20 protein-coding genes are annotated in these 25,764 nt (G+C 65.8%); 11 read left to right on the plus strand and 9 right to left on the minus strand.

Annotation, left to right across the window (positions count from 1 at the left end; genetic code table 11):
• Window positions 1-6: 6 nt before the first annotated feature.
• The 3 genes from ACZK29_RS11285 to ACZK29_RS11295 are packed head-to-tail and all read left to right on the plus strand — an operon-like array spanning window position 7 to window position 3,548.
• Window positions 7-1,470: a DUF3526 domain-containing protein gene (locus ACZK29_RS11285; protein WP_478446002.1), complete on the plus strand. Its 1,464-nt coding sequence runs from the start codon at window positions 7-9 to the stop codon at window positions 1,468-1,470.
• The gene (locus tag ACZK29_RS11290) at window positions 1,467-2,825 is read left to right on the plus strand and encodes an ABC transporter permease subunit (protein ID WP_164146320.1); all 1,359 of its coding nucleotides are present in this window, start codon (window positions 1,467-1,469) and stop codon (window positions 2,823-2,825) included. Before ACZK29_RS11285 ends, ACZK29_RS11290 begins: the two co-directional genes overlap by 4 nt.
• A 36-nt stretch (window positions 2,826-2,861) precedes the next feature.
• A complete protein-coding gene (locus tag ACZK29_RS11295) occupies window positions 2,862-3,548 on the plus strand; it encodes an ABC transporter ATP-binding protein (RefSeq protein ID WP_258392027.1) in 687 nt (228 codons plus the stop codon).
• Here ACZK29_RS11295 and ACZK29_RS11300 read toward each other — a convergent pair.
• The 3 genes from ACZK29_RS11300 to ACZK29_RS11310 form a co-directional block, all read right to left on the minus strand.
• Window positions 3,545-5,386, minus strand: a complete 1,842-nt coding sequence (locus ACZK29_RS11300; protein ID WP_478446003.1) for an asparagine synthase-related protein — start codon at window positions 5,384-5,386, stop codon at window positions 3,545-3,547. The genes ACZK29_RS11295 and ACZK29_RS11300 overlap by 4 nt on opposite strands.
• A 13-nt stretch (window positions 5,387-5,399) precedes the next feature.
• Entirely contained in the window at window positions 5,400-6,101 is a 702-nt protein-coding gene (locus tag ACZK29_RS11305; RefSeq protein ID WP_478446004.1) for a lasso peptide biosynthesis B2 protein, read from the minus strand.
• Between the two features lie 76 nt (window positions 6,102-6,177).
• Complete coding sequence (locus tag ACZK29_RS11310; protein ID WP_164146301.1) at window positions 6,178-6,339, minus strand: hypothetical protein; 162 nt, start codon at window positions 6,337-6,339, stop codon at window positions 6,178-6,180.
• 191 nt (window positions 6,340-6,530) lie between these two features.
• On the opposite strand from ACZK29_RS11310, the gene ACZK29_RS11315 reads away from it, so the two are divergent.
• From ACZK29_RS11315 to ACZK29_RS11325, 3 genes are all read left to right on the plus strand, one after another.
• Complete coding sequence (locus tag ACZK29_RS11315) at window positions 6,531-7,457, plus strand: ParB N-terminal domain-containing protein (RefSeq protein WP_478446005.1); 927 nt, start codon at window positions 6,531-6,533, stop codon at window positions 7,455-7,457.
• Between the two features lie 135 nt (window positions 7,458-7,592).
• Window positions 7,593-7,715, plus strand: a complete 123-nt coding sequence (locus tag ACZK29_RS11320; RefSeq protein ID WP_258392026.1) for a hypothetical protein — start codon at window positions 7,593-7,595, stop codon at window positions 7,713-7,715.
• 45 nt (window positions 7,716-7,760) lie between these two features.
• Window positions 7,761-8,654, plus strand: coding sequence for an AraC family transcriptional regulator (locus ACZK29_RS11325; RefSeq protein WP_239503919.1), 894 nt, complete (start codon window positions 7,761-7,763; stop codon window positions 8,652-8,654).
• Here the strand turns inward: ACZK29_RS11325 and ACZK29_RS11330 are convergent.
• Window positions 8,635-9,639: an extracellular catalytic domain type 1 short-chain-length polyhydroxyalkanoate depolymerase gene (locus ACZK29_RS11330; protein WP_164146324.1), complete on the minus strand. Its 1,005-nt coding sequence runs from the start codon at window positions 9,637-9,639 to the stop codon at window positions 8,635-8,637. The two genes, ACZK29_RS11325 and ACZK29_RS11330, sit on opposite strands and share 20 nt — an antisense overlap.
• Before the next feature lie 221 nt (window positions 9,640-9,860).
• Here ACZK29_RS11330 and ACZK29_RS11335 point away from each other — a divergent pair, with 221 nt between their 5' ends.
• The 4 genes from ACZK29_RS11335 to ACZK29_RS11350 are packed head-to-tail and all read left to right on the plus strand — an operon-like array spanning window position 9,861 to window position 16,796.
• Window positions 9,861-12,035, plus strand: coding sequence for a TonB-dependent receptor (locus tag ACZK29_RS11335; RefSeq protein ID WP_478447084.1), 2,175 nt, complete (start codon window positions 9,861-9,863; stop codon window positions 12,033-12,035).
• A gap of 32 nt (window positions 12,036-12,067) precedes the next feature.
• Window positions 12,068-12,946, plus strand: a complete 879-nt coding sequence (locus ACZK29_RS11340; RefSeq protein ID WP_478446006.1) for an alpha/beta fold hydrolase — start codon at window positions 12,068-12,070, stop codon at window positions 12,944-12,946.
• Window positions 12,943-13,428, plus strand: a complete 486-nt coding sequence (locus ACZK29_RS11345) for a MaoC/PaaZ C-terminal domain-containing protein (protein WP_111203232.1) — start codon at window positions 12,943-12,945, stop codon at window positions 13,426-13,428. The genes ACZK29_RS11340 and ACZK29_RS11345 overlap by 4 nt, the downstream gene beginning before the upstream one ends.
• Window positions 13,429-13,463: 35 nt before the next feature.
• Window positions 13,464-16,796, plus strand: a complete 3,333-nt coding sequence (locus ACZK29_RS11350; RefSeq protein ID WP_478446007.1) for a hybrid sensor histidine kinase/response regulator — start codon at window positions 13,464-13,466, stop codon at window positions 16,794-16,796.
• Window positions 16,797-16,800: 4 nt separating this feature from the next.
• Here the strand turns inward: ACZK29_RS11350 and ACZK29_RS11355 are convergent, their stop codons facing one another.
• Window positions 16,801-17,475 carry a response regulator transcription factor gene (locus tag ACZK29_RS11355; RefSeq protein WP_478446008.1) on the minus strand — a complete coding sequence of 225 codons (675 nt, stop codon included), beginning with the start codon at window positions 17,473-17,475 and terminating at the stop codon, window positions 16,801-16,803.
• 129 nt (window positions 17,476-17,604) lie between these two features.
• On the opposite strand from ACZK29_RS11355, the gene ACZK29_RS11360 reads away from it, so the two are divergent.
• Window positions 17,605-19,251, plus strand: a complete 1,647-nt coding sequence (locus ACZK29_RS11360) for a fatty acid--CoA ligase (RefSeq protein ID WP_478446009.1) — start codon at window positions 17,605-17,607, stop codon at window positions 19,249-19,251.
• Between the two features lie 26 nt (window positions 19,252-19,277).
• Here ACZK29_RS11360 and ACZK29_RS11365 read toward each other — a convergent pair whose 3' ends face one another.
• The 4 genes from ACZK29_RS11365 to ACZK29_RS11380 form a co-directional block, all read right to left on the minus strand.
• On the minus strand, window positions 19,278-19,877 hold the full coding sequence (locus tag ACZK29_RS11365; protein WP_459047761.1) for an NADPH-dependent FMN reductase: 600 nt from the start codon (window positions 19,875-19,877) through the stop codon (window positions 19,278-19,280).
• Window positions 19,878-20,093: 216 nt separating this feature from the next.
• Window positions 20,094-21,860 carry a wall associated protein gene (locus ACZK29_RS11370; RefSeq protein WP_111203227.1) on the minus strand — a complete coding sequence of 589 codons (1,767 nt, stop codon included), beginning with the start codon at window positions 21,858-21,860 and terminating at the stop codon, window positions 20,094-20,096.
• Between the two features lie 116 nt (window positions 21,861-21,976).
• Window positions 21,977-22,720: a FadR/GntR family transcriptional regulator gene (locus tag ACZK29_RS11375; RefSeq protein WP_111203226.1), complete on the minus strand. Its 744-nt coding sequence runs from the start codon at window positions 22,718-22,720 to the stop codon at window positions 21,977-21,979.
• Between the two features lie 102 nt (window positions 22,721-22,822).
• Window positions 22,823-25,714 carry a TonB-dependent receptor gene (locus ACZK29_RS11380; RefSeq protein WP_478446010.1) on the minus strand — a complete coding sequence of 964 codons (2,892 nt, stop codon included), beginning with the start codon at window positions 25,712-25,714 and terminating at the stop codon, window positions 22,823-22,825.
• Window positions 25,715-25,764: the final 50 nt, after the last annotated feature.

Consider the following 25,764-nt stretch of genomic DNA (forward strand, 5'->3'; position numbering starts at 1 on the left):
CCCCGCATGCGTGCCCACTCCCCTGCCCCGTCGAGGCCCACGCTGGCCATCCAGCAGGCCTTCGCTGTCGCGTCCACCCAGCTCACGCTGATGTGGCGCGAGCGGCGCGTGCTGTGGCTCGCCGTTGCCCTGTTGCTGATTGCAGGTGCGTCGGTGCTCAGCGGTGCCGCACGCATGACCCTGCAGGCGCAGGAGCGCCACGCAGTGAGTGAGGAAGAGGCGCGGCTGTGGGACAGCCAGGGCACGATCGACCCCCACAGTGCCGCCCATGTCGGCCGTGCCATTCCTGCCCCGGTGCGGCCGCTGGCGGCGCTGGACCCCGGGCTGACGGATTTCCTGGGGACCTCGGTGTTCATCGGGGGCCATGCGCAGAACCCGGCACGGCACCGCGCCGTGGACGCCGGCACCGCGCTCAGTCGCTTCCAGGGCTTCTCCGCGGCATGGGCGCTGCAGGTCGTGGCACCGCTGCTGATCATCCTGGCCGGCTTCGCCAGCCTGTCCGGCGATGTAGCCCGGGAGACGCTGCGCCAGGAACTCGGCACCGGCGCCTCGGCCGGCGTGCTGATCAGCGGGCGATTGATTGCCCTGGCGGCCGCCTCGTTGCTGCTGGTGATGGCCATGCTGCTGATCAGCCTTCCAGGGCTGTCCATCCAGTACGGCGGCGCCGCCGATATCGCCGCCCTGCTCGCACTTGCCGCGGCCTATGTGCTCTATCTGCTGGTGTTCTGCGCGTTCACCGTGGGCGTGTCGGCACTTGCCGGCTCCGCCCGGACGTCGCTGGTGGTGCTGCTGGGCTTCTGGGTAGTGTCCACGCTGCTGGTGCCGAGGGTGGCGCCCGCCGTGGCCGAATCCCTGCATCCGACCCCTTCCGCACCCTCCTTCAGGGCCGGCGTCACCGAAGAAGCGGAGAACGGTGCGGATGGCCACGACCCGGCGGACAAGCGGTTGGATGCCTTGCGCACGGCGTTGATGGCGCGCTATCGCGTCGACAGCGTGGACGACCTGCCGGTGAACTTCCGCGGCGTGGCCCTGGAGTTTGCCGAGGCGAACTCCACCCGCGTCTACAACCGCCACTTCGACAACCTGCATGCCACCTACCAGCAGCAGGATGCCACGCAGCGGTTGTTCGCCATTGCCTCTCCAACGCTGGCGCTGCAGTCCTGGTCGCGTGGGTTCGCGGGCACGGATTTCCGGGCACATCTGGCATTCCTGCGTGGCGTGGAGGACTACCGCTACCGGTTGATCCAGGCACTCAACCAGGAAGTGAAACTGCACAAGGCGCCAGGGGGCGGGAAGCATCTGGCCGATATCGCCGGCATCACCCGCCCGGTGCAGTACCAGGCGCCGCGGCAGAGCCTGGCAGGCATCGCCGCAATCCAGGGCGTGAACCTCGCCATTCTGCTGGCCTGGCTGGTGCTCGGCCTCATGGCGGTCGTCATTTCGTCGCGGCAACTGGGCAGATCGCCATGAGCGCGGCGTCGATTGCCCGCTACGAGATCCGTCGCCTGCTGCGTGACCGGGCGCTGCCGGTGCTGCTCGTCCTCCTGCTGGGGCTGGGCGCCTACGCCGCATGGAACGGCCGCGCGTGGGTGGACCAGCGCGAGGCGGCCATCGCACTGATCAAGCAGGAAGAGCAGCAGACCCGGGATCGCAGCCGCGCGTTCGTCGGCAAGGCACCGTCGGTGCTGCCCCGCGTGCAGCCGGTGCTTGTGCCCGGTGAGATGGCATCGCTGTCGATCGGCCAGGCAGATGCCTACCCCTACACCGCCGATGTGGTCGCGTTGGGCGATCCGACCCAACTGCTCAAGCATGTCTGGGCCGACATCGGCAATCCGGCGGCACGGGCGGCAGGGCGGTTCGATCTGGCCTTCGTCATCGTCTTCCTGCTGCCGTTGGTCATTCTCGTGGCCACCCATGACCTGTGGTCGCGTGAGCGCGAGCGCGGGATCGCGGCGCTGGTGTTGTCGCAGCCGGTTTCGGCGACGCGGCTGCTCGTGGTCAAGGCCCTCGCCCGTGGCCTGATGGTGCTGCTGCCCACGCTGGCCATCATCATCGCCATGGCCGTCTGGTCAGGCGCCCGAAGCCCTGTGGGGCTGATCATGCTGGCCCTGACCGTATTCGCCTACGGTGCTTTCTGGCTGGCATTGGCGCTGCTGATCGCGTGCCTTTGCCGCCGCACCACCGAGGCGGCCATCGCCGCCGGCGCGCTGTGGCTGCTGATCGTGGTCATGGCCCCATCATTGACCCTGGCCGCGGTGAACCTGATCGCGCCGCCACCGTCGCAGATGCAGTTCGCCACGGAAGTGAAGGCGAGGCAGTCAGACATCGCCAAGCGCCAGCAGCGCGAGCACCTCGCACGACCGGCACCCCGGCATTCGTCATCACCCGTCATCCCCGATGCAGTGCGCCAGGCCTATGCAGACCGGGTTGCCGCCGATCTTGAGCTGGCGAGGCTGATCGCCTCGCATGCGCAGGCGGAGGCAGCGCATCGCCGCGTACTGGACAGGGTGCGGCTGCTGCTGCCCGCCGTGGCCACCCAGGATGCGCTCGATCGCATTGCGGGCTCGGACTCGGGGCGCGCGCTCGAGTTCCAGCGTCAGGTCCACACCTTCTGGCAGGCGCGGCGCCTGTTGCACAAGGGCTATCTGGACCGTGACCTGCCGCAGACCCTCGACGAGTACGAGGCGCTCCCCCGCTTCAAGTTCCGCGACACCGCAGGCGCTGCCCAGCGGGGTGTCCTGGCCGACCTTGCCGCACTGATCATCGCCAGCCTGATTGTCCTGCTTGCTGCCGCCACGCTGCGCGGTCGGCTGGCTACGCCCTGAGGAAACATCCACATGCTGTCTGCAAAAAGCCTGGTCATGGAACACGGCGCGCATCGGGCGCTGGACGACGTCAGCTTCGAAGTAGAGCCGGGTGAGATCTTCTGCCTGCTGGGCGCGAACGGCGCGGGCAAGTCGACGACCATCAAATTGTTCCTCGGGTTCCTGAAGCCCACCTCCGGCTCGGCCGATGTGGACGGACTCAGCGCGCATCGGCAGCCACAGGAGGTACGCCGGCGGCTGCTGTACATCCCCGAGACCGTGGCGCTGTACGACGAACTGACCGGCTATGAGAACCTGGACTATTTCGCCCGCCTGGCCGGTGTCGAGGAACGCTCACCGGCGCGCCTGAAGCAGGCGCTCAGGTCCGCCGGGCTGGCAACCGAGGCCTTTGGCCGACGCGTGGGCCTCTATTCCAAGGGCATGCGGCAGAAGGTCGGGATCGCACTGGCCATCGTCAAGGAAGCCAAGGCGCTGCTGCTGGATGAGCCGACCTCGGGCCTGGACCCCACGGCGTCCGCCGAGTTCCACGAGCTGATCGTACGGGAGCGTGATCGCGGCACGGCGATCCTGATGGCGACCCACGATCTGTTCCGGGCCCGCGAGGTGGCGACCACGATCGGCCTGATGCGCGCCGGCCGCCTGCGCAGGACGCTGGATGCCAGCACGATCACCGCAAACGATCTTGAGAGCCTCTACCTGGAAGAGATGAGCCGGAACGCCTAGACCGCGCCGGCTGCCTGCGGGCCCGCCTGGCCTGACCAGCGCCTCAGCCAGGCTTCGATGTTGATCTGCGGGCCGAAGATGCCCAGCACCTGCGACGAATGATCCGGGCTGACCCGCCGGATGCCCGCATCGGCCAGCGCGCTGTCGAGGTAGCCACGCCTGGCCAGGAACCCATCGACCAGCAGACTGCGGATGAACGGCTGGTGCCCCTGGGTGACGGCCACGGAGTGATCATCCAGGTACGACTTCACCTTTCGCGACAGCAGCGCCTCCGGCAACAGGCCTTTCAGCGCACGCCGCGCGATGGTGCGGTCCTCCGCATCCGCCATGAGCAGGTGCAGCGGTATGCGCGCGAACAACTCGACAAGCGGCTGCGCACTGATCGGTGAAACGCCATGCCAGCGTCCCGCCCCTTCGAACGGATCAAGCACACTGGTCGGGAATATCATCCGGCCGATATGGGCCAGCTTGTAGGGGGATACGTGATGCCCCTGCTCCACGGCATGCCGCAGCCAGGCCGGCTGCATGCCATCCTGCTCGGCGCGCTCCACCCGCACCCATGGGCAGGGCTTGCCCCATCGGCCGTTGATGCTGGCCGGACGCCTGAGCAGGCCATGGACGAGCGCATCCCGCAGTACGCCGTACAGCGAGTCGCCGGACTGCGCGGTTTCGAAGGCCACGCGGAAGAATCCCCGGTCGATGCCACGACGCCAGGCGTAGTCGATCGCAGCGGCGTTGCCCTTGAAGCGCAGGAACACTGCATCCCCACCGACACCCGTGAACTGCACGGTGTCGCCGTCGAAGTCCACGTCGCGGCGATGGAGGAGATAGCCGGAGCAATGCGCCGGCCGTGCTGTCCGCGGGAAGGTCATGATCTCTTCCAGCGCACAGTGCGGCTGCCGCCGATACTCGACGAATTCGCAGTGCCTGCCCGAGGATTGCCGGGCCCCTTCGACCGCCATTCGTGCGAATCGCCGCTCGTCGGCGCCAATGCCTTCGTCGTAATGATGGACACAGGTCACCTCGGGAGCTGAGGGCGCATGCAGCAGGCCCGCCAGGATGATCGAGGAGTCCAGTCCACCGGACAGCTGCAACTGGATTTTCCGGTGCTGTCCGGCCAGCGCGCCGATGCAGCCGAGCAGTGTTGAACGAGCCAGATGCACGGCCTCGTCGATGTCCTCGACAGGCTGGTCGCGGGCCAGCCGCACCACGTCCCACTGGCATTGCCGACCGACAGGCTCGCCATCGCGGATCGAGACCGCTTCGCCGGGCTCAACGGAAGTGACCTCCTCGAAGCCGGTCTGCAGGCCATCACGAAACGGGTACAGCAGGGAGTAGGACAGGAACGACCAGTCCACGCTGAAATCGCGCAGGCCCAGCCTCAGGCAGTCCTCCATGTTGGAGAAGACGACCGTCAACTGACCCGCCGTGGTCATGTAGCACGGGATCTCCGCAGTGGGATCGCGCAGGACAAACCAGCTCGCCGTCTGCGCCTGGTAGCCGAACGCTACGTACCGGCCCCAGTACTGCTCGACGATGCTGCGGCCGAGGCTGCTGCAGGCGCTGTCGGCCGAGTCCGCATCGAGGTTTACCCGCCCAGGTACGATACCTGCGCCGAAATGCTTGTGGAACAGCGTTCCGAGCACCGCCAGGGAACCGGATCGATTGCATTCGAAATAGCCGGGATTATCAGTCTGCGCGTAGATCGCAGCCCCGTTTCCGCTCATCACGCAGCTGGCACCGGGCAGCGTGGCCTCGATCCTTGCCACCGCCTGCCCTGCCTGGGCCGTTGCGGATTCGGAGAACGTGTTCCAGAGCACGGCGATGTATCGATACATGCGACGGGTTTCGTTACAGCACCAGGATGGGAACCATCCGGCGCAGGTTGAAGGGAATATCGGTCAGCACGTGGTCACCGTGCTGCAGCCAGCAGTGCGCAGCGAACGGCTGTGTCCTGACCGCGAACACCCAGGCAGGAACGATCCCGTACTTCGACAGGAATTCCCTCATCGCCAGGCAGTAGAGAAAGCACTCGTCGGTCTTCCTGAAGGCAACGGGCCGGAGCCAATCGAACACCCGGACCAGGAAGGCCAGCTCCTGGAGGCTTGCCGCTTTGCCTTGGGCGATGTCGGCGCGCCTGCGGGCCGATGACACGGTGGCGCTGAAAGGCAGGACCGCCCTGCAGCACGCGGCATGGGCAGCCGACGCCATGAACCTTCCCACGTCGCGCGCGGTGATCTTCGGGCATCCCCTCGGCTCACCCTCGCGCACCCAGTGCCGTGGCAGTTCCAGACCGGGGCAGGCGGCGGACTTGCCCTGCCGTGGATCCCGGGTGATCAGCTGGCGATCGATCAGCGACTGGAGGAGCTTCGGCATCCGTTGCCCATCGGGCGGCAAGGGCCAGTCGAGAACCAGGCCTCCCAGGCTTGCAGCACCACGCCTGTCGATGGAGAGATATTTTCCCGTGCCCTGGTCAAGGATCACCATCGCATCAGCGGTGACGCAGACATGCGCCTGCTTCGACAGGAAATAGGGGGCGGCGCCCTGCTCCATCACGTGCTCTCCTGCCCTGGGACCAAGAAGCGGTGCATGCAGGGCATGCACCGCAGTGACTGCATTGCGCGGCAGATCAGGGCGAGGTGGTCGGGAAGACGCCATCCCACAACGTGCCGTGGTTGTGCGCCTTCGTTTCCGAAACCACCGAGCCCAGCTCGATCAGTTCACCACCCACACCCTGTCCTTCAGGGTTCTGCTGTCCTGCCACTACACCCAGCTCAATCAGCTCGTTCATGAACATCTCCTCTCGTCAGTGGATGTATCCAGACGTTGCATTGGATACGGAGCAGCCAAGCCACCATCGCCACGCACGTTGCAGGGCGATTGCCGCCAAGGCATCGCAATGTTACGATATAACATATTATTTTGGCGTGACGAATGGCGCGGCCTGCTGGCCGTTGATGCAATCCCCGGGGTGGAGAATGGATGAGCAGCGAGATCACTGACGACGGCCTGGACGCGACCGTTCTACTGAAGGGACTGTTTCCGCTGCCGGCCTTCGTCCGCTTCATCAGGGAGCGCTGCCCGCCGGGATGCTTCGACGAGGCCGCGCTGGTGGCCGACTGGAGGGCCGCACGCAGCGACGTGCATCGCCTGCGCCATGACGAGGCGAATGAGGCGGACGCCATTGTTGTCCAGCCGTTGCCCGAGGAGATGATGCCGCTGGCCGATCAGGCGTTGCGGCAACCCTCGATGCACGGCATGACCAGCATGCTGCCGCGCTCCTGGCAGATGGTCGAGATCGATCGACTGGTGATCTTCCAGGAATGCATCAACCTGCGTCACATCGACCAGTTGGCAGCAGCAATGTCCGCCTCGCCCACCGCACAGGAGGTCATGCACCTCGTCTCCCGGAGCGGACGCCATGCCCACCCCGGCGTCCGGTTCACCCAGTCCGATGGCAGCTACACCTTTGCGTCCGCATCCAATGACCTGCGCTTCCTCGATGTGGCGACCCTCGATCCGTCCACCATCACCGGCTACGAGCCGTTCGGCGCGGCCAGCCACGCCGTCGTCATCTATCTCGGTTTCAGTGACAATCTGATCAGTGCCACCCGGTTCGGCAAGCGCGTGATCCTGACCAATGGCTCCCACCGCCTGTACCTGCTGCGCAAGCTCGGCTTCCGCCATGTGCCCTGCCTTGTCACAGATGCATCCGACGGCGACCTCAGCGAGGTTCTGCTGCCGGCGGCGGTCAGGCAGGATCGCGGGTTCTACCTTTCGTCGCCGCGGCCGCCCCTTTTCAAGGACTACGTTGACCCCCGCCTGACCTGTGTCGTGCCGGTCACCCGCAAGCACTACGCCCTGCGCGCAAAGCTCGACCTGCAGAGGATCACGGTTCCGGCGCTGTAGCGCATCGGGCGGAGCACTGGTCAGGGCCGCTGCACGGCAGATGGCCGGATTGCTGAATCACCTGGCGGAACTGTCGAATGACGCCCCCCGCTTCGCCCAATACGCTTCTGATCCTCGACAGAAGAGGATGCCAGCATGCGTGCAACCACACTGATTGCCGAAACCGGAAGAAAGGAGCTGCCGATCGTTCATGTCCTGATGGGATTCGTCTGTGTCTGGCACAGGCGTGAACCGCAGCAGGCGGACCATGAAGATTGACAGCGCTCACTTCCCCCTCGCCTTGCTGTGCCGGGCGATGCAGTGGTGACGTCAGCTATCGAACTGGAGGGTATCGGCGCGGACTACCCCGATCTCGTCGACAGCCCGGTCATGGTGCTGGGCGTGGACCCCATCACCGACGCCTGGGAAATGCCCTTCCATGAGCATCGGAAAGCCCAGCTCCTGGTAGCCACGAGCGGATTGATCACGCTGGAGACCCCTGCAGGCCTGTGGGTCGTCCCGCCACAGGGGGCGATCTGGATTCCCGGAGGGCTGTCCCATCGGGCCAGCAGCACGGGAAAGCCGCATGGCTTCGTTGTATTCGTGGAGCCTGGGGCCATCGCTGGATTGCCGACACACTGCCTCGCAATGGCGATCAGTCCATTCATGCGTGCCCTGCTTGAACGAACCTCACAGCTTCCCTGGCGGTACACGGCCGGCAGTGCGGACGCTCGCCTGATGGCTGTGCTTCTGGACGAACTCATCGCGGCACCGCCGGAATGGCTGCACCTGCCCATGCCCTCCGACCCAAGGCTGCGGAAGCTGGCCAATGCGATGCTGGCCGCCCCGGCCGAGCGGGCCACGCTTGAGGTGTGGGCGAGCCGGATTGGAATGAGCGAGCGCAACATGTCCCGCCTGTTCTCCGGCGAGACGGGTCTGAGCGTGAGGCGCTGGCGCAGACAGCTGCATGTGGTGGTCGCGTTGCCGATGCTGGCCAAGGGCCGTACGGTGCAAGCCATTGCCGATGACCTGGGATACGACAGTTCGGGCGCGTTCGTGACCATGTTCCGAAAGACGGTGGGCGCCCCGCCCAAGCGATTCCTTGCCGAACGGGGTGCCCGGCTGCGCGGACCAGGCGCTGAAACCCAGGCGGTGCGGGAGCCCTCGGCTCCCGCATCGTCAGTGACTGCCCTGCCCCTCAGCGCTGGTAATCCTTGAGGAACAACCAGGTGATCAACGTGGCATCCGGGCCCTTCGGGTCGGTGAACGGCAAGCCCGACTGGCTGCCACTCCACGCATGCCCCATGCCCTGTACCACATAGTGCTGTGCCAGCGTGCGACCGCCATAGGCATAGGTGTCCACCGTATAGGCACGCCCACCCGGCACCTGGCTGTGATAGGTGCTGGTCGGCACGTACTTCACCGAGTCGTTGTCCTGGCCGTCATCGGCCAGGTCGTTGGTCTGCAGGAACTGGCGCACCGCCTGCTGGCCGTTCACCGGGTTGACGGTGAGGTCGGCGCTGCCATGGAACACCAGCACCGGCAACGGGCGCGGCGACGGTGAGCCCGAGCACTGCCAGGCCAGCCGACCGTTGCTGTCCGGCGAATAGATGCTGCCGGCCAGCAACGCGTAGGCGCTGCCGGAGATGGTGGTCGCACCCTTGAACATGCCGCCGGAATGGATGGCACCCGCAGCGAACACGTCCGAATAGCAGGCCAGCATGATCGAGGTCATGGCACCGCCGGCGGAAATGCCGGTGACGTAGACCCGGTGCGGATCGACGCTGTAACCGGCCTTCACCTTGTCCACGATGCCGGCCAGGATCGACGCCTCGCCGCTGTCACGAGCCTGGTTGATCGGCAGCTGCCAGTTCCAGCAGCGCGCCGGGTTGGAGGTCACGTTCTGGCGCGGATAGACCACGATGAAACCTTCGGTGTCGGCCACATCGTTGAAGCCGGAGGCCTCGCCCATCAGGTTGGGGCCATTGACGCAGCCGTGCAGCACCAACAGCAACGGCAGCGGCTGCTGGTCGCTGTAGCCGGCCGGCACCCAGACCTGGTACTCCCGGGTGCCGAACAGGTTTCCGTACAGGCCGATGTCCCAATGCCCGGCAGAGCCCGCGGCGAGCACGGTGCCTGTCGACGCCAGCCAGCAGCACAGCGCCAGCAGTACCGCCTTGATCGAATCGATTCCGGATTTCATGGCCAGATCCTCATGCGTGAGTCGTGGATGAAGTGGTACCGGGGAGCGCGTCCGGCTGGGGGCACGCCCAGTATCCGCATCCGGCGGCCACTGCCGACTGGACCTAGGTCCACTCGCCGCTGCCGGATGACACCGCTAGCCTTCGCTGCAGGGGTGGCAATGGGCCATCTGTGAGCACTTGCCTGGGGGAGGACCGAATGAAACGGAATTGCTTGAGTCTCATGATCGGCGCACTGCTGGCCTCCGGGCCGGTACTGGCACAGGACACGCCAGAGGACGTGCCGGCGGCAGGCAGGACCGCTTCACCCACGAACCTGGACAGCATCAAGGTCACCGCACGCAAGCGCGAGGAAACGCTGCAGGAGGTGCCGGTCGCCGTCACCGCCTTCACCTCCGAGGCTCTGGACAGGATGAATGTCCAGGACATCAGCGACCTGGATGCGCAGGTGCCGAACCTGACCATCTACGCCGCCCGTGGTGCCAGCAGCACGGTTACCGCCTACATCCGCGGCATCGGCCAGTCCGATCCCACCTGGGGCGCCGACCCGGGCGTAGGCATCTATCTGGATGACGTTTACATCGCGCGACCGCAGGGGGCGCTGCTGGACGTGTTCGATGTCTCGCGCATCGAGGTGCTGCGCGGCCCGCAGGGCACGTTGTACGGCAAGAACACCATCGGTGGGGCGATCAAGTACATCTCGCGCGGCCTGCCCACCAAGACCGAGGGCTTCGCCCAGGTCACCGTGGGCAACTACAGCCAGCTGGATGCCAAGGCAGCCATCGGCGGTCCGATCGGCGGTGCCGACAGCGGCCTGCGTGCCCGCGTGGCGGTGGCCAGCATGAACCACGATGGATTTGGCGAGAACACCTTCAACGGCCAGCCGGTCAGCGACAAGCAGATCAACGCGGCGCGCGTGAACCTGGGGGCGTACGCCGGCGATGACTTCGACGTGCAGTTCGCACTGGACTGGATCGACGACCAGTCCGGCATGCGCGGCTCGAAGATGCTGGCGCCCAATCCGTTCCTGCGCGCCTACCCGCCGATGGACAGCCGTTACGACATCCGTTCGGGCATGCGCAATCTCAACAACGTGGAAACCAAGGGCGCGTCGGCCACGGTGAACTGGCGACCGGACGACGACATCGCCGTGAAGTATGTGCTGGCCAAGCGTGAGTCGGACAGCGAGGCCAACATCGACTTCGACACCACGCCGATCAAGCTGGCCGACGTGGGCGGCACCTACCACGACGAGCAGGTCAGCAACGAGGTGCAGCTGAACTACGATGCCGGCGGACGGGTGCGTGGCGTGGTCGGCCTGTACCAGTTCAGTGGCGAGGCCGGCGGCCAGATCCAGAACAACTACTTCAGCGCCCAGTTCGCCGACAACCAGGGCAAGGTATTGACCGACAGCATCGCGCTGTACGCGGATTGGACGTTCGATCTGACCAGCAGGCTCAAGCTTGATGTCGGCGCCCGCTACACCGACGAGGACAAGCGCGCGATCGTGCTGAACCGTCTCTATGCCGACCCGGGCTTCAGCCGGCCGGTGGCCGTGACGGCGGACTTCGACAAGAAGACCAACTTCAAGAACGTCTCACCCAAGGTTTCGCTGGACTACCAGATCACCCCGGACATCATGGTCTACGGGCTGGCCACGCGCGGTTTCAAGTCGGGCGGCTACAACATCCGCGCCAACGCGGTGGCGGTGCCCCGTTCGGCCGAGCCCTTCGACGATGAGACCGTGGACAGCTACGAGGTCGGCAGCAAGATGGCCTTCCTCGACCAGCGCCTGTTCCTGAACCTGTCGGCGTTCTACAACAAGTACAAGGATATCCAGCTGTCCGTATTCACCGGCCTGGACACCAATGGCGATGGCATCGACGATTCCTTCTTCGGCGACTTCACCAATGCCGGCGCCGGCACCGTCAAGGGCCTGGAAGTCGAGTACCAGTACCTGCCCAGCCAGCACTGGCTGATCTCCGGCAACCTGGCCTGGCTGGACACGAAGTACGATGAGTACATCGACCGCGGCGTCAACGTCGCCAGGCAGATGAGATTCACCAATGCGCCGGAATTCTCGGGCGCATTGAACGTGGAGTACCGCACTGACCTGGCCAACGGCAGCAACCTTTCGGCACGGGTGAGCTACAGCTACCAGAGCGAGGTCTGGCCCACCACCGACCTGAGCCCGGTGATCCGCCAGGACGGCTATGGACTGGTCAATGCCGGTGTGATCTGGCGCCTGGATGACGCCTGGACCTTCTCGCTGCAGGGCACCAACCTGACCGACAAGGAATACCGCACCACGGGTTACAACATTCCGGCGGTCGGCACGCTGATTGGCTTCTATGGCCCGCCGCGCCAATATAGCCTCAGCGTCCGTTACGACTTCTAGCGCATCCGTTACGATTTCCAGGAAGCTCCTGCATGATGCAGTCCTACGTAGATCTGTACTGGAACAGCAATGATGGCCTGCGCCTGCATGCGCGCGACCATGCACCGGGTACCGGAACGGTACCGCGCGGCACCGTGGTGTGCATTCCCGGCCTGACCCGCAATGGTGCCGATTTCGATGCGCTGGCCGATACGCTCACTGCCGAGGGCTGGCGCGTGATCGCGGTCGACCTGCGGGGGCGCGCAGGATCGGAGCGTGCGCATGACCCCACCAGCTACAACCCACGCACCTATGCCGATGACCTGGTAGCGCTGCTGCGCTCGCAGAACATCGACAAGGCGGTGTTCGTCGGCACCTCGCTGGGCGTGCTGGTGACCATCACCCTCGCCTCGCGAGCGCCCGAGCGGATTGCTGGTGCGGTCCTCAACGATGCCGGCCCCAAGGTACCGCGTGAGGCGCTGGCACGGATCGGCAGGTATGCCGGCAAACCGGTGCCACCGATGGACCTGGAACAGGCCACGGCCTATGTGGAATCCATCGGCAAGGCCGCGTTCCCGCGCTTCAGCACCGATGACTGGCGACAGATGGCAGTGCGTACCTTCCGCACGCGCGGCGATGGACTGCTGGAACTGGACTACGACCCGGCGGTGATCCGCACCACGCGACCGTGGGTGCTGTGGCTGCTGCGCCCGGCGCTGTGGCGCGCGGTGCGCGGGCTGACCTCGCGCGTGCCGGTGCTGGTGGTGCGTGGCGCCCTGTCCGACATCCTGCCGGCCGACGTTGCACGGCAGATGGCGGCGACGTCGGAGCGTGCCCGGCTGGTGGAGGTTCCGGATGTCGGCCACGCGCCCATGCTGTCCGAGCCTGAGGCGCGTGGTGCGATCCTGGCCCTGCTGGAGCGTGTGGAATGAGCCCACAGGGCACCGACGCCGCCCTGCCGGCCGCCCTGCAGGCGTTGCAGCAATGGGCGGCCAGCGAGCGGCTGAGTGGCGCCACCCGCATCGCCCAGTCGCGCATCGACGCCTTCGCCGCCGCCACCGGCGACCACAACTGGATCCATGTCGATCCGGCGCGGGCGCAGGCACAGCTGCCGGGCGGGCACACCATCGCGCATGGCTTCCTGCTGCTGTCGCTGACCGTGGAAGACGACGTGGCCGCCCTCGCCGGCTTCCCCGGCATCGCCCACGTGCTCAACTACGGCTTGAACAAGGTGCGCTTCCTGGCGCCGGTGCCGAGCGGTTCGGAGGTGCGCGTCCGCTCGCGGCTGCTCTCGCTGGAGCTGCGCCAGCCCGGGCAGTGGCTGCTGACCCAGCACAAGAGTGTCGAACGGCTTCCCGATGGTGATGTGGCACTGGTTGCCGAGCAGCTGTCACTGATCGTGATCGCAGCCTAGCGCCGCCACGCCCGGCTTCTGCCTACACTGGAGCGATGTTGACGCCCTCTTTCGTGCTGCTGGCCTGCATTGCGTGGACCGCACTGCTGTTTGGCGTGGCCCTGTGGGGCGAGCGCCGGGGGCATCGGCTTTCGAAGGCATGGCCGCTCATCTACGCGCTGTCCCTGGCGGTGCACTGCACCGCATGGACGTACTACGGCGCAGCGTCGCAGGGACTGCAATGGGGCTTCCCCATTCCACCCACCCTCGCTGGCATGGCGCTGATCTTCGCGTTCGGCCTGCCGTTCCTGCTCCGCCTGGGGCGACTGGCCAAGCAGCACAACAGTGCCACCATCGCCGACCTGGTGGTCGCACGGCTGCGTGCGGATCGCGGCCTTGGCTTCACCATCACCCTGGTCGCGCTGCTCGGCATCATTCCCTACATCGCACTTCAGCTGAGAGCGGTCAGCCAAGGGCTGGGGGCACTGTTGGGTGATCGTTTCACAGCTGCGGGCTGGCAGCTGGACATGTCGTTCTGGTTCGCATTGACGATGGCCGCCTTCACCCTGCTGTTCGGTGCGCGCAAGGCATCGGCCACCGAACCGAACCGCGGCATCGTGGTCGCTCTGGGTCTGGAATCGGTATTGAAGCTGACCGCGCTGCTGGCCATCGGCCTGTATGCCGCGCTGTCGGTGCACGCGGCCGGCACGCCGCTGCTGGAAAAGATGGCACAACTGCCGCCACCGGCCATCGTGCCGGACTATCTCACCATGGTTGCGCTGGGCGCCATCTCTGCATTCACCCTGCCGCACCAGTTCCATGTCGGCGTGGTCGAGCTTCGCCAGACCTCGGACCTGAAGACGGCACGCTGGATGTTCCCGGTCTACCTGCTGCTGATCGGGCTGCCGTCGGTGCCGATGGCATTGGCCGGTGCGGCGCAGCTGCCGGCATCGGTATCGCCCGATCTGTATGTGCTGGCCCTGCCCCAGGCCGGTGGTCATCACCTGCTGGCACTGCTGGCCTACCTGGGCAGCCTGAGCGCGGCCACCGGCATGATGATCCTCTCGGGGCTGACCCTGTCGATCATGCTTGGCAACCATGGATTCGGGTCGCACCTGCTCGGCAGCATCGGCGGTGTGGCCAATGCCGACCTGCGCCCGCGTGTCCTGGCGTTCCGACGTGCCGGCATCCTCGCCGTGTTCCTGATGGCGTGGCTGTACAGCCGCGCGATGAGCGATACCGAGGCACTCAGTGATTTCGGCCTGATGTCCTTCACCGCCCTCTCGCAGCTGGCGCCGGCGGTGCTGCTGGCCGTGTACCGCCCACGCACGCCTTCCCCGGCCATCATGGCCGGCATCGTGCTGGGTTCGCTGGCCTGGCTGTGGCTGGTATTGCTGCCGATGGTGATTCCGGCCGCGACACCGTCGACCAGTCCCGATGGACTGCACTGGCTGGCCGTGGTCTCGCTGCGCGTGCAGCCTGGCCATATCGCGATCAGCATGGGCGCCAGCCTGGCGGTCAACCTGCTGACCGTGGCGCTGGTGTCGCGGGCCGTGCGTCCGTCGTTGCCGCGGAGGCGGGATGCGGTGGCTGCGGCGTCCCTGCGCAGGACCGCCGGACGCTTCCTTGGCCAGGAGCGTGCGCGCCAGCTGCTGGAGGACCACGCCGGGCAGATGCTGGATGACGACCGGGTCACCGCCGTCGAGCGTGAGCTGACGGCCGTGGTGGGCGCAGGCATGGCACGGCTGCTGGTCGAAGCCGCACGCGAGGGCGGCGCCGCGCCGCTGGACGCGGTGACCCGCGCCGTCGGCGAAGCCACCCAGGTGCTGCGCTTCAACCAGCGCCTGCTGGAGGCCGCACTGGAGAACATGAGCCAGGGCATCAGCGTGGTGGATGCACAGCTGCAGCTGGTGGCCTGGAACAGCCGCTACGCCGCGTTGTTCAGGTTCCCGCCGGAACTGCTGCAGGTCGGGCAACCCGTGGTCAACCTCACGGCATGGGCGCTGGACCAGCTGAAGATCGGTGACGGCCCTGGTGATACACCCGACAAGGCGCTGCAGCGCCGCGTTGCCCACATGCGGCGTGGCACACCTCACCTGTCCGAGCGGGTATTTCCCGACGACACCATCGTCGAGATCCGCGGCAACCCGATGCCGGGTGGCGGCTATGTGGCTACCTTCACCGATGTCACGGCGTTCCGCCGGGCGGAAGATGCACTCAAGCGCAGCAATGAAACCCTCGAGCACCGCGTACAGGACCGCACGGCCCGGCTGGAACAGGCAGTGCAGGAGGCCGAGCGCGCCAATGCGGCGAAAACCCGCTTCCTGACTGCCGTAGGCCACGACCTGATCCAACCCCTGCATGCCGCGCAGCTGCTGACCGATGCGATGTCGCAGCACATCGAATCGGAGTTCCTCGACAGCTTCCTGCGCCAGATCCGTGGTGCACTGGATTCCACCGATGACCTGCTGTCGGGCCTGCTGGACATCTCTCGACTGGAAGCCGGTGGACTGGTGGCCGATCCTCGACCGTTCGCCGTGTCGAACGTACTGGATCCGCTTGCACAGGAGTTCGCCGTGCTCGCGGCCGCCCGCGGCCTGCAGTTCGGCTATGTACGAAGCCAGACCTGGGTTCACAGCGATCCGCTGCTGCTGCGCCGGGTGCTGCAGAACTTCCTGGCCAATGCCATCCGCTACACTCGCCGTGGCGGCGTGCTGCTGGGGGTGCGCCGCCAGGGCCAGAGGCTGTCGATTGGCGTGCATGACACCGGCCCCGGCATTGCACCGGAGCAACAGGCCGTGGTCTTCGAAGAATTCCACCGGATCGATCGCAGCAATGGCCAGGGCCTGGGGCTTGGCCTGACCATCGCACACCGTATCGCCGGTCTCCTGCATGCCCCCCTGCACCTGCGCAGCGTGCCGGATCGCGGCTCGACCTTCTCGCTCAGCGTGACACGCGCTGAGCGTCCGGAAGCGCCACGCGGCGGCCCCATGGTCAATGGCAGCACCGCCCTCAAAGGCATCCGCGTGCTGGTGGTGGACAACGACCCGGTTGCGCTGGAGGCGATGCGGCAGCTGCTGCACTCCTGGGGCTGCGATGTCATTGCGGCAACGGACGCCGATGCGATCGGAGCATCCGCACATGAGGCCGCGCTGTGGTTGTTCGACTATCACCTGGATGACGGCGATACCGGTGTCGCGTTGTGGAAGCGACTGACAGCCATGCATGGGCTGCGGCCGACGGTGATCCTCAGTGCAGACACCGGCAGCGCGACGCGCGATGCAGTTCGTGGCGCGGGGCTCTCTTTGTTGAGCAAGCCGTTCAAGCCGCTTGCACTCCGCTGGGCGATCAACCACCTGCTGGCCGCGAGCACTGCGGCCATTCCCTGATCCATCAGGGCCCGGGCGCTTCTTCGATCTGCCGGGATGGATCGGCCAGTCCCATTTCGTGCAGTACGCGGATGGCCTGCGCGCGGTTGCGTACCCCCAGCCGCTCCATGATGCGCGTCATGTGTGCCTTGACCGTGCGCAGCTGCACACCCAGCCGGTCAGCAATCTGCTTGTTGAGCAGCCCTTCGGCCACCAGGCCCAGTACCTTGTACTGGTGCGCGGAAAGGCTGGCCAGGCGCGCGGCCAGGTCGGCGTCCCTGCTGAATGGCGCCACGCGCGCCACCGGCTCACGCAGCAGGGCCGGAATCCAGCGTTCGCCCTCCAGTACCGACTGCAGCGCCGACTGCAGCTCATGCAGGCCCGAACTCTTGGGCAGATAGGCGGCCGCGCCGAGGTCGATGGCACGCCGGATCACCTGCGGCTCCTCATTGGCCGAGACGATGATGATCGCCAGCCCCGGCTGCAGCGCACGGATGGTCGCCAGGCCTGCAAGCCCGTGGTTGCCCGGCATGTGCAGGTCCAGCAGCATCAGGTCGATCGACTGGCCCTCAAGCGCATCGAGCACGCTGTCCAGCGAATCGGCTTCGTGGATCTGCAGGTCGGCGACCGCCTCTTCGGCCGCGCGATGCAGCGCCGCGCGGAACAAGGGATGGTCGTCGGCGATGAGCAGGGTCGGCATGTCCAGGCGAGATTAGCAAATCGCCCGCGGCTGGGCACAGGTACCTAGGTACGCTGGTGCAGGACGACAGGATGGCTAGTGTGGCGTAGAGACGTCCAGTGACCGACACGCCCTCCACAAGGAACCCCCATGTCATCCACCTCGACCTCCGATGCCCAGGCGTATCCACTGCTGATCAAGCAGCTGTTGCTGATGCCGCTGGCGGTAAGCCCGGAACAGGAAATCGTCCATGGCGAGCATGTCCGCTTCGACTATCGCACCCTGCAGGCACGCATCGCGCAACTGGCCGGCCTGCTGACCTCGCTGGGCGTGAAGCACGGCGATACCGTGGCGGTGATGGACTGGGACAGCAACCGCTACCTGGAGGCCTATTTCGCAGTACCGATGATCGGCGCGGTGTTGATGATGGTGAATGTACGCCTGGCGCCCGAGCAGATCGCGTATACGCTGAACCACAGCGGCGCACGGGTCATCCTGGCAAACCGGGACTTCCTGCCGTTGCTGGACGCCATCGGTGATCAGCTGCCCGACCTGCACACGCGCATCCTGCTGGATGATGCGGGTGGCGCACTGCCACCGGGCTTCGTTGGCGAGTACGAAGCAGGGTTGCGCCAGGCCATGCCGCTCAACCGCTTCCCGGACTTCGACGAGAATTCCCGTGCAACGGTGTTCTACACCACGGGAACCACCGGGCGGCCCAAGGGTGTCTATTTCACCCACCGGCAACTGGTGCTGCATTCGCTGTCGGCGATGGCCCAACTTGGCAGCGCCCCCCGCCAGGGACGCCTGCATCGCGGCGATGTCTACATGCCGATCACCCCGATGTTCCATGTGCACGCGTGGGGCCTGCCCTACGTGGCCACGCTGATGGGCATCAAACAGGTCTACCCGGGCCGCTACCTTCCCGCCAGCCTGCTGGCACTCATCGCCCGCGAGAAGGTGACCTTCTCGCACTGCGTGCCGACCATCCTGCACATGCTGCTGGAGCACCCGGACGCTGCGCGGACCGATCTGCAGGGCTGGAAGGTGATCATCGGCGGCGCCGCACTGCCCCGCGCTCTCGCGCAGCGTGCAGTGGCACGGGGCATCGACATCTTCGGCGGCTATGGCATGTCCGAGACCTGCCCGCTGCTCACCATCGCCCAGATCGATGTGGATACCGTAACCGATGCCGATGAGATGCTGTCACTGCGGACCAAGGCCGGCCTGCCGGTGCCGCTGGTGGATCTGCGCATCGTCGATCCGGACATGGCGGATGTTGCCCACGACGGCATCGCCACCGGGGAAGTCGTGGCGCGCGCACCCTGGCTCACCCAGGGCTACCTGCATGATCCGGAGGCCTCGGCGTCGCTGTGGGCCGGCGGCTATCTGCATACCGGCGACATCGGCAACATCGATGAGGGCGGCTACCTGCGCGTGACCGACCGCATCAAGGATGTGATCAAGACCGGTGGCGAGTGGATTTCCTCGCTCGCGCTGGAAGACATCATCGCGCTGCATCCAGCGGTCAGCGAGGTCGCCGTGATCGGTATCGCCGATGTGAAATGGGGTGAACGGCCGCTGCCACTGGTGGTCAGGCAGGCCGGCCGTGACGTGTCAGAAGCAGAGATCATCGAACTGGTCGCAGCGCGCAGCCGTTCCGGAGACATCTCACGCTATGCGATTCCGGAGCGCGTGAGCTTCGTGGATGCGATCGAGCGGACCAGCGTGGGCAAGATCAACAAGAAGAAGCTGCGCGCGCTGCATGACCCGGGCCCAGGCACGGGCGGGGGCTGACGCCCCTGCCGGTATCGCTCAGCCGCTCAAGCGCGCGACGCCCCGCCCTGCAGCAGGTGGACCCAACTCTGGAATCCCTCCAGGAAGCGCTGCAGGCGCTTGCGCACCGCCGCGTCGAAATCTTCCGCGTCATTGTCGTAGGCAGCCGCTGCTTCGGCCACATAGAGCTGTGGCGAGGCCATGGTCAATGCACCCATGGCCGTGAGTGTATGCCGCAGCTGCGACTGTGCCAGTTTGGTGCCCCAGCGACCCGGCGTGGCGCCGATGATCGCCACCGGCTTGGCCGAAAGGACCGTGCGGTACTCGGCATCGTCGCGGGACAGCCAATCGAGCGTGTTCTTGAGTACGCCGGGCAGTGACTGGCTGTACTCCGGCGTGGCGATCAGCACGCCGTCAGCGGCTGCAATGGCCGCGCGCAGACGCTTGACCCCGGCAGGACCGGCCGGGTCGGCGGCTTCCAGGTCTTCGTCGAACAGCGGAACATCGGCAATGGTGTCATGCACGGTCAGCAGCAGCCCCGCAGGCGCGGCGCTCGCTGCAGCCCTGACCAGGCGCCGGTTGTAACTGTTGCCGCGGAGGCTGCCGGCAAACGCCAGGATGTTCAGCGGTGGAGGGGTGTCGGACATGCGGGATTCCTCGGATGCGTCGGTGCGGGGTAACGGTACAGGGACCGACAGCGCGGGTGGGCCAGCGCCAGTCTGGATCTGCAGAGGATCACGATTCCGGCGGTGTAGTGCCTTCGTCCCTGCTGCTCCCCCCTTTCAGGGCGAACAAGGCACGGCGGGGCAATCCGGCACCTGCCACAGCCCGCGCTGCGGCCCATGTCCTGCCACACCGTACGCCTACTGCACGGGCTGGCTGGCTTCAGTGATCGACACAGGTCGTGCCATGCTGTCGAACGTATTGACCTTCCAGATGTAGCGTACGCCATCCTGCTCGATGACCTTCTGCAACAACGGTATCTGCTTGGCTGCGATGATTCCGCTTGCACGCTGATATGCCGGTCGCCCGGCCAATGCCGGATAGCTGCCGGAAGCGTCAAGCTGATAACTGAGGGTGGTGGCGCGGCCCGGCTGGACCGAGGAAAGCAGATAGCCTTCGTCCACATTGAATCGATTGCCAAAGGTGTGCCGGGTGGTGACACCCTCTGCATCCTTGACGTCCACCCACTTCGTGGCCGGCGAATTCGCCTGGCACAGTTCCTTGCTGCCGTCGGCATAGCACCCGTTGGCCGGGCCGTAGCTGTAGGCCCACGTATAGGGCTGGTCGATGCCTGGCCCGGTGACTGTCTTGGAAACCAACGACCACGTGTAGTACCTGGCGGGCGTGTATTCGATCGAGTCAAGGAACCCGCTGCCGGTGCTGTCGGGCATATTGCAGCCATAACGTGCCCACGATCGGCCATGCAGCGTAGGCTCAAAGCGATACTTCGCCACTGCACCACTGGGATGGCGGATCGAACCGGAATGGCCGTAGGTCGGCACACCCGGATTCCGGCAGAAACCCCGCTCTGCGGGAACGGCACCGGCACCCATGGTGCCTACGTTGAACCCCGTAGTCTGCCAGTAGGACTGGTCTGGGAAGGTGACCTTGTAGCCACCCACCACAGTACCGTAGGTCCACGTCCTCCCGCCCGCACGGACCGCGCTCACTTCGCTTGGCAGCGTGCTGGGCGATCCAGCCGTCCACTCGAGATCGACGATGCGGCCATCGTTGGCTGCGATGCGCAGCAACTGCCGTGGATTTGCCGGATCCCACGTGTAGGTCACCGAATTTCCAAACCGGTCTCGGGCACTGGTCGGAAGAATATGGAACTCCTGCCGGAAAAGAACGAACTCGAACTCCGTAACCGAGCCGAAGTTTCCCCGCGAGTATCCCTTCTTGACCAATGGCGGTCCGCTACCAAGACTGGCCATATGATTGAGTGTGTAGGTGATACCGGCAGGCGTCGTGACTTCGAAGCCTTCCCCCGCCCCATCGTCCATGGCGACGCAGCGGATGACATTGCCGCTCCTGGTTCGCATCGGGTAGGCATGGCCTGTACTTGGCACGGGCCATTCGTTGCTTTGCGCGAGTAGATCCTCGTCACCGGTCTCTGGCAGGTAGAGCTGCGTTCCATGCCAGAACTCGTCGGAGTTGAAGTACTCGGTGAATGTCCCCGGCCCTGTCGGCGTCTGTGCCTTTACCGTGACGATCTCGGTTGGAGGCGGGGTGAACTTCGAACAGCGGTTGAGCGGCTCGGCCACCACGTAGTTCTTCCACCCACCCTGGGTGCTGAACGTCCCATACACCCTGGGCAGGGCAAGGTCCCACACCCCGAACATGCCCAATCCCTGCCGGCCCTGCGCTCCTGCCACCAAGCGCCGCTTGATGCCCACCTCCAGCGCACTGTTGCCCGGCAGGTCGACGTCCGTCTGCAGGAATTCCACCGAACCGGTGAACAGCCCGATCCTTTCCCCGAACATATCTCCGGTATCCAACTGCAGAATCTGCCCGCGGGCATTCAGCGCCGCCGCGTAATCCTCCATCACCGTCGAGCCGCGGTTGGCGCTCGACGCAGGCAGGGCCGTCATACACAGCAGCGCAGCTGCCGCGATCCTTGCGTACATGGTGTCCCCTCGTAGACGAAGCAGAGCTTACTTCGCGCTCGCCGGCACCCGCAAGGATGACTCCCCGCACGTCACCGCGTCCTGACCCGCCACCGCGGCCCTGGAAACGCCGTCACTCAGATCCGCGTCGTGGCCATGAACCGTTCGCGGTCCTGCTGCGTGCGGCGACGGATCTCCTCCAGCGCCTGGCTTTCGGTCGCCTGCAGCATGGCTTCGAACAGGCGCTGGAAGTGATGGCGCATGGCATTGCGTGCGGCCACCGGATCACGTGCGCGCAATGCTTCGAAGATGGCCATGTGCTCGTCGGCACGGCTGGCGCCATCATCATGGCAGACCCGGGCATAGACCTCGGTCACCCGCGGCAGTTCGCTGCGCATGCGCCAGATCTGCTGCACGAAGAATTCCACCACCGGATTGCCGGAAAGCCGTGCGATGGCCAGGTGGAAACGGCGGTCGTACTCCCCGGCTTCCGCGTCGCTCAGGTCGCGACGGCACAGCGCTTCGGCCAGCGCCTGCAGCTCGGCAATGCCGGCATCATCCAGATTGCTTGCCGCCAGAGCGGCGGCCTCGGCCTCGAATACCGCGCGGGCAGCGGTGAGGTCGAAGGCGCTGACATCCGGCAGCCCGCCGGACGCCGGCGTCGGGCGCGGCTTCACATGCACACCCGAACCGATGCGGATCGCGATCCAGCCCTGTGCTTCCAGCGCAATCTCGGCTTCGCGGATCGTGACCCGGCTGACACCGAACCGTTCGGCCAGTTCGCGCTCGCCCGGCAACCGCGAGCCCGGCGGGAATTCTCCGTCCTCGATCAGCTTGCGGAGCTTGGCAGCGATGGTCTGGTAAAGGCGGTTGGCGGACATGCGGCTGACCCTTGGCGATTCCTTCCGGGTCCCTACCCTGCCACCGCGGCCGGCAAGGGTCCGGTTGGAGCGACGGCGCGACCACTGGCCGCGCCGCCCTGTTCAGAACTTGTATCGTACACCGAAATACGCACGCCGCCCGTAGGTCACCACTTCGCGGAAGTTCCCATAGAGCGGCTGGTAGGCCACGCGCGGCTCGTTGGTCAGGTTCATCAGCTCCAGCGACAGCGACAACTGCTTGTTCACCCGGTAGCGCAGGCGCAGGTCCACGCTGGTGTTGTCATCGTAGTAGCGGTTCTGCTGCGCGGTGTTGCCCGTGAAGTCCTGGTAGTAGTGCGAGCGGAACTTGCCGATGGCCTGGATGTTGAAGCGCCCGACGTCCCAGTAGATCGAGCCGGACAGGACGTGCCGCGAGAAGCCGCTGAGGCCCGCCGGCGGCACGATCGCCGGAATGATCGTGCCGTCGCTGGCCAGCTGCTCGCCCAGTCGTGAATCCTGGGTCTGGTAGTCGGCATCGGCGTAGTTGTAGCTGACCTTGAAACCCAGCCCGTCGAACGGCTTGGGCAGGTACGACAGACGATGGGTGGCGGTCAGCTCGAAGCCGGTCAGCGTGCTGTCCTCGTCGGTGGTCACCTGCTGCCGCACCGGCACGGTCACGCTCCGGCCGTCGATGGTGTAGGTCTCAGGCACCAGCGCGGTGGCGGTGCCGCCGTTGAACTGCTTCCAGTACACCGCGCCGGCCAGCATCGTGTCCGGGTTCGGGTACCACTCCAATGAAAGGTCGCCGTTCCAGGACATCAGCGGCTGTGCCGCCGGGTTGCCACTGGCGCTGATGTCATCCAGCGCGTCGGCCAGATTGCCGTAGGTGGCATCACTGCTCACGTTGATGGTGCGCCCGGCACCCAGCGCGGCGATGTCCGGTCGTGACATCGCGCGGTATGCACCCACCCGCAGCAACACGTCAGGGCGCAGTTCAAAGGCCGCGTTGAGGCTGGGCAGCAGCTTGTCGTTGCCCGCCTTGAACACCTGCGTGCTGTACTCGCCGGTGGGTTGCAGGCGGATCGTCCCGTCACCGTTGTCCTCGATACGCAGGCCGGTACGCACGCCTTCGGAGCGAACATCGGTCTTGACCCAGCGCAGGCCAAGGTTGCCGGTCACCGGCAAGCCGAACAGGCTGCTGCTGAACTCACCCATCAGATAGAGCGCGCGTGTCTTCTCGGTGATATCGACATTGTTCGGATCCTGGAAACCCGGATCCAGCCCGCTGTCGAGGCTGCCGCGGAACGACTGGTACAGGCAGTCCGGATCGAAGTACGCCCACGAGGAGATCGTGTTGCCGCTGGCGGCATCCATGAAGTCATCCTGCGGGAACGGTGCGCGGCAGGCCTGGTTGGCGGCGATGATCTTCGCCTTGTCGGCCGCCACGCGCTGGTCGTAGTCGGTGACCAGGGTGTTGTCGCGCAGACGGTAGTCGGCCTGGCTGGCGCGCACGCCGCCCTTGATGCGGGTGAAGAAACCGGACTCGGGCATGAAACTGGCATCGAAGCGGCCGGCCTTGATCCTGTGGTCGTTCTCCGTTGCGCTTGAGGTGACGCGCGCCGCGCCGGTGTAGGCGTCCCAGTTGGTGGGGTCGAAGTTGGGCGCCAGGGCAACACTGGGCACTTCGCCGTGCCAGTCCCAGTCATAGTCCACGTAGCCGGTGGCACCACTGCTGATGCCGGGCACGACGGCATTGTTGACGTCGCGCTGGTTCGCGCGCAGGCGGGTCATGCGCTCGCTGTCGAGGCGATTGGTGTGCGAGTACGAAAGATCGGTGGACAGCTCCCAGGCCGGGGTCGGTCGCAGGATCAGGTTCAGGCCGCCACCGGTGTATTCCTCACCGCGCCAGTAGCGGTTGGAGGTGGAGTCGATCGAGGTGCTGCCATGCAGGTGGCGCACGATGCCCTCTGCGCCCACGTCGCGCTGGGTGATGCCGCGGCGTGCGTTGGACAGGCTCAGATCGCTGCGGTTCTCGTACCAGTTGCGCTCGGTGTGTTCGAAGTCGAGGTTCACTTCAACCACGTCATTGGGCCGCCACTGCAGTGCGGCGAACTCGCTCTGGCGGTCGTTGCGCTCCTGCTTGAGCCGGTAGATACGGCTGCTTGGCACCAGGTAGTACGGCGCGCCGTTGGCGATGGCCTGCGCGGACACTTCATTGCAGTTGGCATTGCCCACGTTCTGCGTGCCATCGCAGGCATACCAGGTGGAACCGCTGGTGATGCTCTCTTCAGGATCAGTACCGTCCAGGCGCTGGAAACCCAGCGAAATGCCCAGCTTCTGTCCGTTGCCGAACTCGAACTGGTCGATGTAGCTGGCGGTGCCGCGGTAGCCGATGCCGTCGTCGTCGCGATACTTCTTGTCATACTCGGCCCAGCTGCCACGCAGATCGATCTGCGCCGCCCGCTTGCCGTACTCCAGTGGGTGCACTGTTTCCAGGCCGATGGTGCCGGCCACGCCGCCTTCGATGATGTCGGCGCGCTGGGTCTTGTAGATGGCGACCGTATTGATCAGCTCGGCGGGGAACATGTTGAAGTTCACCGAGCGGTCGCCGCTGCCGTTGGTGATCTCGCGGCCATTGAAGTTGGTGCTGCTGAGGAAGGCGCCCAGGCCACGGATGGAGATTTCCGAGGCCCCGGTCTTGTCGCGGGTCGAAGCGGCGCCGGTCAGGGTTTCGATCGCGTCGGCCAGCGAGGGCGCCGGCAGATCGCCGATGTCATCGGCCGAGAGCACGTCAGCAATGACCGTGTCGTCGCGCTTCTTGTTGATCGAACTCTGCATCGACTCGCGGATGCCGGTGACCTGCACCTGGTCCAGCGTGGTGGGATCCTGCCCTGCCGCGTCCCTGCTGGATTGCGCCTGGGCCGTGGGCAGGCCCGCCAGCACGGCGAGCAGCGCCACGATCAGGGGTGTGGGGGACAACGAGATGCTGTGCACTGCTCCGGCGGGTCGCCGCATGGTTTCCTCCTCCCAAAGGATCGCCTGCATACCAGGCGTGGGACGCAGCT

Source organism: Stenotrophomonas sp. 89682_Sma, from assembly GCF_056481405.1.